This is a genomic window from Protofrankia sp. CiP1_Cm_nod4 (genome assembly GCF_982290645.1).
In genome coordinates, this window is the sequence record NZ_CEVIVC010000222.1 from 1 (window position 1) to 601 (window position 601).

Here is a 601-nt window from a genome sequence, read left to right on the forward strand (position 1 = left end):
GGTGCGGGGGGCTCGCCGGGGATGGGGACGTTGTTCGCGCGGGCCCAGCGGAACAGCTCCGCCTCGGCCGCCTCTCGCCCGACCAGGCCCGCCTCGAAACGGAAGTCGAGCATGTGCGCCCGGGCCTGCCCCACCAGCCGGCCGGGGGCCAGGCCCAGCAGGGCCATGATGTCGTCCCCGGACAGCTCCGGGCGGATCGCGGCGATCTCCTCCTGCTCGGCCAGCTGGGCGATCCGCTCCTCCAGCGCGTCGTACGTGGCGGCCAGCGCCTCGGCCTTGCGCCGGTTGCGTGTCGTGCAGTCCGAGCGGACGAGCTTGTGCAGCCGGGACAGCTGCGGCCCGGCGTCGTGGACGTACCGGCGCACCGCCGCGTCCGTCCACTCCCCGCGCCCGTAGCCGTGGAAGCGCAGGTGCAGGAACACCAGCAAGGTGATCGCGTCCGCGACGTCCTTGGGGAAGCGCAGCGCCGCCAGGCGCTTACGGGTCATGTCGCGCCCGACCACCTCGTGGTGGTGGAAGGAGACGCCGCCGCCGGGGACGTGCCGGCGGGTCCGCGGCTTGCCGATGTCATGCAGCAGGGCGGCCCAGCGCAGCACCTCGT

Annotated in this window: 1 protein-coding gene; it reads right to left on the minus strand. The window is 74.2% G+C overall.

Annotation, left to right across the window (positions count from 1 at the left end; genetic code table 11):
- Nucleotides 1–601 (minus strand): HDIG domain-containing metalloprotein (locus AC5LSR_RS23120; protein ID WP_493469021.1); only part of this gene is annotated, 601 nt, incomplete at both ends.